Consider the following 7,332-nt stretch of genomic DNA (forward strand, 5'->3'; position numbering starts at 1 on the left):
CCGGCTCGACGCCCCCGCGGCCCCCGCCTACGACCTGCCCACCCGTCAGCCGCGCCTGCGGCCCGAGCTGGGCCGCTGGGCGTCGTCGCCGTCGTCTCGCTGTGGGTGCTGTCGACCCTCGTCGCCGCCACCGCGGTCGTCGAGGTGGGCGCGCCGACCTGGGTCGAGCGTCCGGCCGCCGCGGTGCAGCTCGTCGTGCTGGCGACCGTCCTGACGCACCGCGTCGTGGCCACCTGCGCATCTGGGTGAGCCTCGCCACGGTCCTCGCGCTGGCGGGGGCGGTGCTCGAGCGGAACGTCACCATCACCGCGGCGGCCGGCGTGACCGCCGTCCTGGCGACGGTCTCCTCGGTCCTCCTGACTCGACCGGCCCGCACCCTGGGCCAGGTGGTGCGCGAGTACGCCGTCGCCATCGTCGTCGCGATCTCCGGCACCATCGGCGTGGCCGCCTGGAACGCTCCTGCCGGCTACCAGCGGTTCAACCTGCTGGTGCTCGGCACGTCCCTGGCGCTGGCCATCGCGGTCGTCTGGAGCCTGGGCGCCGGCCTGCACGGCATGAGCCGGCAGGGCGTCACCGTCCTGGTCGGCGTCGCGGTGCTGCTCATCGTCCTGCTCGCCTACAGCTCGTTCGTCCGCACGCACGGCTCGGAGACGGTCGTGGACGCGTTCACGTCGACGGTGAGCTGGTTGCGCGAGACCGTCGGCGGCGTCCCGCGCCCGGTCGAGGTGCTCATCGGCCTGCCGGCGCTGGTCGTCGGCACGTCCGTGCGCTCGCGCCACCGCGAGGGCTGGTGGATCCTCGTCTTCGCCGTCATCGGCACCGGCGTCATGACCACCTCGCTCGTCGACCCGAACGCCTACCCCAGCTACGTCGGGCTGTCGACGCTGTACTCGATCGTGCTGGGCCTCGGCGTCGGCCTCGTCGCCCGCCGGCTCGCGATGCGCGACCGCTCCGCCCGCCGCAACCGGGCGATCGAGCGCCCGACGCGCGTCGAGCCGCCCCGCCGCTCGCCCCTGCGCTGACGCGTCCGGGCCACTGTTGCCCCACTGTTCACCTGAGCCTCCTCGCGGGACCGCGGGAGGTCACCGGGCCTCGTTGGAGTCGTCGCGGGCGGCCTTCGCCGCCGACACTCCGAGGAAGGAACGACATTGAACGTCCGCATGCTGCGTGGCGCCCGCCGTCCGGCCGTCGCCGGACTGGCCGCCGTGCTGGCCGGGGGATCCTGACGTTGCCGTCGGGGGCGATGGCCGACGACCCGGTCCAGCCGACCCGCGTGATCCTGACGCCCACCGAGACGCCCGAGACGAGCCAGGCCATCACCTTCCAGGGGGCGGAGGCCGACGACACGACCGCCAAGGTCGAGATCAAGCCGGCGGCCGGCGGCGCGACCCGCGCCGTCAAGGCCTACCTGCAGCCCAAGAGCATCAGCAACGACTTCCCGCACTTCTCCACGGTCGTGTCGGGCCTGAAGCCGGGCACCGACTACACCTACCGCGTCGCGACCGACGGCGCCTGGAGCGACTGGGCCATCTTCGGCACCGCCGACCCGGACGAGAAGGAGTTCTCCTACGTCTACTACGGCGACGCCCAGATCGGCCTGGACACCACGTGGCCCGAGGTCGTCCGCCAGGCCCAGGCCAAGGCGCCGGACGCGATCGGCTCGGTCCACGCCGGCGACCTGATCGACTCCGCCAGCAACGACGTCCAGTGGCAGAACTGGTTCAAGGGCATGAAGTCGGCCGCCACGACGACGAACGTCTTCGCCGCCCCGGGCAACCACGAGTACTCCGGCGACAAGCTGATGACGGCCTGGAAGGCCCACTTCGAGTACCCGGCCAACAACCCGAACGACTCCACGATCGGCGAGATGGCGAAGCTGGCCGAGGGCGACTCCGAGGTCGCGCAGCAGTACCGCGCGTACTTCGACCACTGGAGCGAGTTCGCCGCCGAGACGGTGTACTTCTCCGACTACCAGGGCGTCCGCTTCATCACGGTCAACGCGACGCGCGACACGACCTTCCTGACGCCCGACGCGCTGCCCGCCTGCACCGCGGCGGACTGCCCGAGCACCAAGGTCGCCGAGCTGTGGACGCAGTACCAGGCCGCCTGGCTGGACCACGTCCTCACCGAGAGCCCCTCGAAGTGGAACGTCGTCACCTTCCACCAGCCCGTGTACTCCGGCTCGGCCGGCCGCAACGAGCCGGTGCTGCGCCAGTACTGGGTGCCGGTGTTCGAGAAGCACGACATCGACCTGGTGCAGATGGGCCACGACCACGTCTACGCGCGCGGCTACAAGAACACCACGGCGACGAGCACCCCCGGCGTCACGTCCGGCCCGGTCTACGTCGTCAGCAACTCCGGGGCGAAGCACTACGACCTGGAGACGGACGAGAAGAACGTCTGGACGAACAACGGCGCCACGCAGGTCCAGAAGGGCGAGGACTTCACGACCTACCAGGTGGTCGACGTCACCGAGGACACGCTGACCTACTCGTCCTACATCGCCGAGGTCACGCCGTCGGCGCAGTGGTTCAAGAACGGCAGGAAGGTCGAGAAGCCCTACCAGGTCGGCGACCTGTGGGACCGCTTCACCGTCCACAAGACCGACGCCGGCAAGAAGGCCGTCGTCGAGGACGGCGTCACGCCGCCCGTCCTCGAGGAGCCGGCGCCCGACACGGCGCCGGTCATCGCCGGGCAGCCGAAGGACGTCCGTGCGCAGGCCGGTGACGACGTCCGGCTGACGGTGTCCGCGACGGCGGCGAAGCCGCTGGCCTACCAGTGGCAGCGCCGCTCCGGCAACGGCTCCTGGGTCGACCTGCGCGGCCAGACCGCCGCCTCGCTGCGCCTGGCGAAGGTCACGCCGGCCGAGAACAGCCGTCGCTACCGGGTGGTCGTGACGGCGGGCACGCGGAGCACGGTCTCCCGCGCGGTCACGGTGCGGGTCACGCAGCGCGCGTCCTCGGTCAGGATCGGCTCGGTCACCGCCCAGCGCGGGAAGCCGGTCAGGGTCTCGGTCCGCCCGAGCGTTTCCGGCACGGTGAAGGTCGCCGTCCGCCAGGGCGGCACCACGCGCACGAAGGTCGTGCGGGTCCAGGCCGGACGCACCGTCCGGGTGACCTGCCGCGCCTGTCGCGCAAGGCGTCGGGCCAGGCGCGGGTCACGGTGACGCTGGACGCGGCCGGCTCGGTCTACGCCGACTCCTCCGCCCGCAAGGTGGTCACGGTCCGCCGCTAGGCACCGGGACGCGACGGCCCCGCCCGGCTGGGCGGGGCCGTCGTGCGTCCGGGACGTCCGCGCCGGGGACGGCCAGTAGGCTGGGCCGCGGCCCTCGGGCCGAGGAGGGGTGCCGGAGTGGCCGATCGGAACCGCCTTGAAAGCGGTCGCTGGTGATGAGCCAGCCGCGGGTTCGAATCCCGCCCCCTCTGCCAGATCCACCGACCAGCGAAGGACGACCGTGTCCACCTCCACCTACCGTCTCGCCCGCCCGTTCGCCCTGCGGGCGTTCGGCTTCCACCTCCTCCCGGCGGCCGCCACCGCGTTCGTCGGCGTCCTCGTGCTGGGCGTGGACGCGACGTGGGCGCGCGTCGTCGGCGGGGTGCTGCTGGCGCTGACCGTGCTCGCGGTGCTGGACGGCCTGCGGGTCCTGGTGCGACCGCCGGTGGTGGCGCGGCTGGACGAGCGCGGGCTGCGCGCCGGACGGGGCCGTGAGCAGCTGCGGGTGCTGTGGAGCGACGTCGAGACGGTCGAGTACTCCGACGAGGGCGGGCCACGGCGCCTGCAGCTGACGTCGAAGGAGGGCGGCACCCCCTCCCTGGCGCTGGGCGCGGTGGGGGAGCGCGGCGACGAGCTGATCCGCGACGTGCACGCCCGGATGAACACCGCGAACGGGTACCGGACGCTCGGCTGACCGGCCCGATTCGTCGCCGGGCCGGGGCGTTTAGTAGCCTGTCCTGGTTGCCGTCCGCGGCGACGTGGAGATGTCGCATAGTGGCCTAGTGCGCCCGCCTGCTAAGCGGGTTGAGGTTGAAACCTCTCGCGGGTTCAAATCCCGCCATCTCCGCCGTAAAGGCACGGAGCAAGACCGGAGCGACCAGTCACCCCAGGTGGCTGGTCGTTTCGCATCTGAACCAGGGCGGAGCCCGCTCCGCCGCAAATGTTCGGAGCAAGACCGGAGCGACCAGTCACCCCAGGTGGCTGGTCGTTTCGCGTCTGAACCAGGCGGAGCTCGCTCGGAGGTGCGCGGTCGGGCTGGCCCGAGAAGCACCGCACCCAGGGCCGGAGCGAGGCTCGGCCGCCGAGGAAGTCTCCTCCGTCCAGCCCAGGAAGTGGAGAAGCCTCCCTCCACCATCCCCCGACACGACGAGAGCCCCCCGCCGACGGCGGAGGGCTCTCGTGCGTCCAGCGGTGGTCACGTGAAGATGCTGACGCCTCCGGGGCCGACGAGCAGACCGACGACGATCAGCACGATGCCCCACAGGAGCTCACGGCGCAGCAGGGCGAAGATGCCCGCCACGACCAGGATGACGGCAAGGATCCACAGCAGGGTGCTCATTGGTGCACTTCCTTCCTCCGGACTCGGACGGCACGACCTTGGCACCACCGAGGCGGGTCCGCACGTCGAGCGGGCGCTAGCGGACGAACCGGTACCGCACGAGGGGCCGGCCGTCGTGCTCGACGGCCTCGCCGGGACCCTCCAGGCGCCAGCCCTCGGCGGCGAGGGCGTCGAGCAGCTCGTGCAGCGGACGCGGGCCGGCGGGGTCGAAGAGCTCGTCGCGGGTGGTCACCGGACCATTCCACCGCACGGGTCCGACGGTCCGGACGGGGGCGGCGTCTCGGTGCGGACGACCCCCGGACATGCAGCGAGCCGCCACGCGTTCGGGGGTACGCGCGGCGGCTCAGCCGTCGTCGAGTCTAGGCCGCGGGGGACGGCCCGGACCAGGGGAACGGGCCGAAATGACCCGTTGGTACTAGGCGGTTCAGTGCTTGAACGCGTCCTTGATCTTCTCGCCCGCCTGCTTGACGTCGGACTTGGTCTGGTCGCCCTTGCCCTCGGCCTCGAGCTGGGGGTCGTCCGTGGCCTTGCCGGCGTGCTCCTTGGTCTTGCCCGACAGGTCCTCGGCCTTGTTCTTGATCTTGTCGTCGATACCCATGGCGTTCTCCTCTGCTCGGGCGCTCAGGACGCTCGGATTGCGTCCCCGTTGCGCGATGAATAAGTTTTGAATAGGTTTAGCCTAGCGCGCGGTGCCAACCGGGCAACTCGCGTCGGAATCTCAGGAGGGAGCGCACGATGAGCGCGATCCAGGTCGTCCCCACCGGTGGCGCTTCGCGCCGCCCGCGCCGGCGCAGCAGCTGGGCGCGCCTGAGCTTCCGCCTGGAGGCCACGGTCGCGCAGCGACTGCTCCGCGAGTTCCGCCGCGACGACACCCTCCGGGCGTTCGGCCGGGTGCTCGGCGACGGGTCGGTCGTCCTCGTGGTGCACTGCCCGCGCCGCTACGACGCCGTGCAGAGCGTCCGTCGTCGGGTCGAGACGGCGTGAGCGCGGCATGGCGACGAGCTTCGAGCAGCAGGATGGTGCCGTGACGGAACGAGTGACTGGTGACGGCGTGTTCACCCTGCCCTTCGAGCCGTCCAGCCCCGGCGAGGCGCGCAAGCTCCTGGCGTCGGCGCTCAGCGAGCGCGACGTCCCGCAGTCCGTCGTCGACGACGCGGTGCTGGTCGTGAGCGAGCTGGTCACCAACGGCATCCGGCACGGGGCTCCCCGCCCCGACGGCACCCTCGAGGTCTCCTGGCGCACGTTCGACGGGCTGCTGCAGGTGGCGGTGTGCGACGGCGGGACGGTCGACACCCTCGAGCCGCTGCAGCTCAACGACGTCTCGCTGTCCGGCCGCGGCCTGCACATCGTCAACTACGTCGCCGACTCCTGGCGGGTCGAGAGCGAGTCGGGGACGCGCATCGTCGCGGACCTCGCGTTCGGCTGAGCCGCCGTCCCGCGCCGTCTCGGGGCCTCGGATAGCCTGACCCCCATGAAGATTTCGGTGATCGGTTGTGGCTACCTGGGCGCGGTCCACGCCGCGTGCATGGCCAGCCTGGGGCACGAGGTCGTCGGCGTCGACGTCGACGAGCGCAAGGCCGCAGCGCTGAGCCGGGGCGAGGCTCCCTTCTACGAGCCGGGGCTCCCCGAGCTGCTCTCCGAGGCGATGGCCACCGGCCGCCTGTCCTTCACCACCGACATGTCCGCCGTCGAGGGCGCGGACGTCCACTTCGTCTGCGTCGGCACCCCGCAGAAGGCCGGCGAGTACGCCGCCGACATGACGTACGTGAACAGTGCGTTCGCCGAGCTGCGTCCGTACCTGCGCGAGGGCAACGTCGTCGCGGGCAAGTCCACCGTCCCGGTCGGCACCGCCGAGCGCCTGGCCGCCGACCTCGAGGGCAGCGGCGCCGTGCTGGTCTGGAACCCCGAGTTCCTGCGCGAGGGCTTCGCCGTCGAGGACACCCTGCACCCCGACCGCCTGGTCTACGGCGTCGCGGCGAGCGAGGCCGGCCAGCGCTCGGTCGACGTGCTCGACGAGGTCTACGCCACCCCGATGGCCGAGGGCACCCCGCGACTGGTCACCGACTACGCCACCGCGCAGCTGGTGAAGGTCGCGGCGAACTCGTTCCTGGCCACCAAGATCTCGTTCATCAACGCGATGGCCGAGCTGTGCGAGGCCACCGGTGCCGACGTCACGCAGCTCGCCGACGCGATCGGCCACGACGTGCGCATCGGCCGTCGCTTCCTCAACGCCGGCCTCGGCTTCGGCGGCGGCTGCCTGCCCAAGGACATCCGTGCCTTCATGGCCCGTGCCGGCGAGCTCGGCGTCGACCAGGCGCTGACGTTCCTGCGCGAGGTCGACGCGATCAACCTGCGCCGCCGCGCTCGCATGCTCGACCTGGCCCGCGCCGAGCTGGGCGGCTCGGTCGTCAACCGCAAGGTCGCCGTGCTCGGCGCCGCGTTCAAGCCCAACAGCGACGACATCCGCGACTCGCCCGCCCTCGACGTGGCGATCCAGCTCGGCAAGGAGGGGGCGAAGGTCACGCTCTTCGACCCCGAGGCCATGGTCAACGCCAAGGCGAAGGCGCCCGAGCTCGGCTACGCCGACAGCCTCGAGGACGCCGTCGACGGCGCCGAGCTGGTGCTGCTCCTCACCGAGTGGAAGCAGTTCGTGCAGATGGACCACGATGTCGCCGCTCTCGCAGTGCTTGCCCACGACCCGGCTCAGCACCGACGTCGCCTCGGACGTGCGCGAGGCGAGCGTGCACGAGTAGTCGGCGCCGTAGAGCGCCGGCCGGATG

At 71.7% G+C, this 7,332-nt stretch carries 10 protein-coding genes and 2 tRNA genes; 9 read left to right on the forward strand and 3 right to left on the reverse strand.

The genetic code is table 11. The annotated features are described in order from the left end of the window. The 6 genes from AC2W7G_RS05900 to AC2W7G_RS05925 form a co-directional block, all read left to right on the forward strand. Window positions 1–249: hypothetical protein (locus tag AC2W7G_RS05900; RefSeq protein ID WP_485867617.1), on the forward strand; the 249-nt coding region annotated here is incomplete at its 5' end. Continuing rightward, entirely contained in the window at window positions 246–1,022 is a 777-nt protein-coding gene (locus AC2W7G_RS05905; protein WP_485867618.1) for a hypothetical protein, read from the forward strand. The genes AC2W7G_RS05900 and AC2W7G_RS05905, both read left to right, overlap by 4 nt. Before the next feature lie 221 nt (window positions 1,023–1,243). Further along, on the forward strand, window positions 1,244–3,166 hold the full coding sequence (locus AC2W7G_RS05910) for a purple acid phosphatase family protein (protein ID WP_485867619.1): 1,923 nt from the start codon (window positions 1,244–1,246) through the stop codon (window positions 3,164–3,166). 171 nt (window positions 3,167–3,337) lie between these two features. Then, window positions 3,338–3,428: transfer RNA gene (locus tag AC2W7G_RS05915), tRNA-Ser, on the forward strand. Between the two features lie 26 nt (window positions 3,429–3,454). Further along, the gene (locus tag AC2W7G_RS05920) at window positions 3,455–3,907 is read left to right on the forward strand and encodes a hypothetical protein (protein WP_485867620.1); all 453 of its coding nucleotides are present in this window, start codon (window positions 3,455–3,457) and stop codon (window positions 3,905–3,907) included. A 66-nt stretch (window positions 3,908–3,973) separates the two neighbouring features. Continuing rightward, window positions 3,974–4,060 (forward strand) — tRNA-Ser (locus AC2W7G_RS05925). A 348-nt stretch (window positions 4,061–4,408) separates the two neighbouring features. Here the strand turns inward: AC2W7G_RS05925 and AC2W7G_RS05930 are convergent. The 3 genes from AC2W7G_RS05930 to AC2W7G_RS05940 all read right to left on the reverse strand — a co-directional run bounded on the left by AC2W7G_RS05930 (window position 4,409) and on the right by AC2W7G_RS05940 (window position 5,150). Continuing rightward, window positions 4,409–4,552: a GPGG-motif small membrane protein gene (locus AC2W7G_RS05930; RefSeq protein ID WP_485867621.1), complete on the reverse strand. Its 144-nt coding sequence runs from the start codon at window positions 4,550–4,552 to the stop codon at window positions 4,409–4,411. A gap of 76 nt (window positions 4,553–4,628) precedes the next feature. Beyond that, window positions 4,629–4,784, reverse strand: a complete 156-nt coding sequence (locus tag AC2W7G_RS05935) for a hypothetical protein (RefSeq protein ID WP_485867622.1) — start codon at window positions 4,782–4,784, stop codon at window positions 4,629–4,631. Window positions 4,785–4,976: 192 nt separating this feature from the next. Beyond that, window positions 4,977–5,150, reverse strand: coding sequence for a CsbD family protein (locus AC2W7G_RS05940; protein WP_485867623.1), 174 nt, complete (start codon window positions 5,148–5,150; stop codon window positions 4,977–4,979). A 137-nt stretch (window positions 5,151–5,287) separates the two neighbouring features. Between AC2W7G_RS05940 and AC2W7G_RS05945 the strand changes: the two genes are divergently transcribed. From AC2W7G_RS05945 to AC2W7G_RS05955, 3 genes are all read left to right on the forward strand, one after another. After that, a complete protein-coding gene (locus AC2W7G_RS05945) occupies window positions 5,288–5,536 on the forward strand; it encodes a hypothetical protein (RefSeq protein WP_485867624.1) in 249 nt (82 codons plus the stop codon). A 40-nt stretch (window positions 5,537–5,576) separates the two neighbouring features. Continuing rightward, window positions 5,577–5,978: an ATP-binding protein gene (locus AC2W7G_RS05950; RefSeq protein WP_485867625.1), complete on the forward strand. Its 402-nt coding sequence runs from the start codon at window positions 5,577–5,579 to the stop codon at window positions 5,976–5,978. A gap of 45 nt (window positions 5,979–6,023) precedes the next feature. Beyond that, window positions 6,024–7,332, forward strand: a 1,309-nt coding sequence (locus tag AC2W7G_RS05955; protein WP_485867626.1) for a UDP-glucose dehydrogenase family protein, incomplete at its 3' end; no start/stop codon positions are given.

The sequence above is a fragment of the Aeromicrobium sp. PFPM2_SD2 genome (genome assembly GCF_057364525.1).

What these genes read in the sequence shown, in the direction of transcription:
- AC2W7G_RS05940 (WP_485867623.1), bottom strand. Translation starts at nt 5,150, where the DNA reads ATGGGTATCGACGACAAGATCAAGAACAAGGCCGAGGACCTGTCGGGC.
- AC2W7G_RS05910 (WP_485867619.1), top strand. Translation starts at nt 1,244, where the DNA reads ATGGCCGACGACCCGGTCCAGCCGACCCGCGTGATCCTGACGCCCACC.
- AC2W7G_RS05930 (WP_485867621.1), bottom strand. Translation starts at nt 4,552, where the DNA reads ATGAGCACCCTGCTGTGGATCCTTGCCGTCATCCTGGTCGTGGCGGGC.
- AC2W7G_RS05945 (WP_485867624.1), top strand. Translation starts at nt 5,288, where the DNA reads ATGAGCGCGATCCAGGTCGTCCCCACCGGTGGCGCTTCGCGCCGCCCG.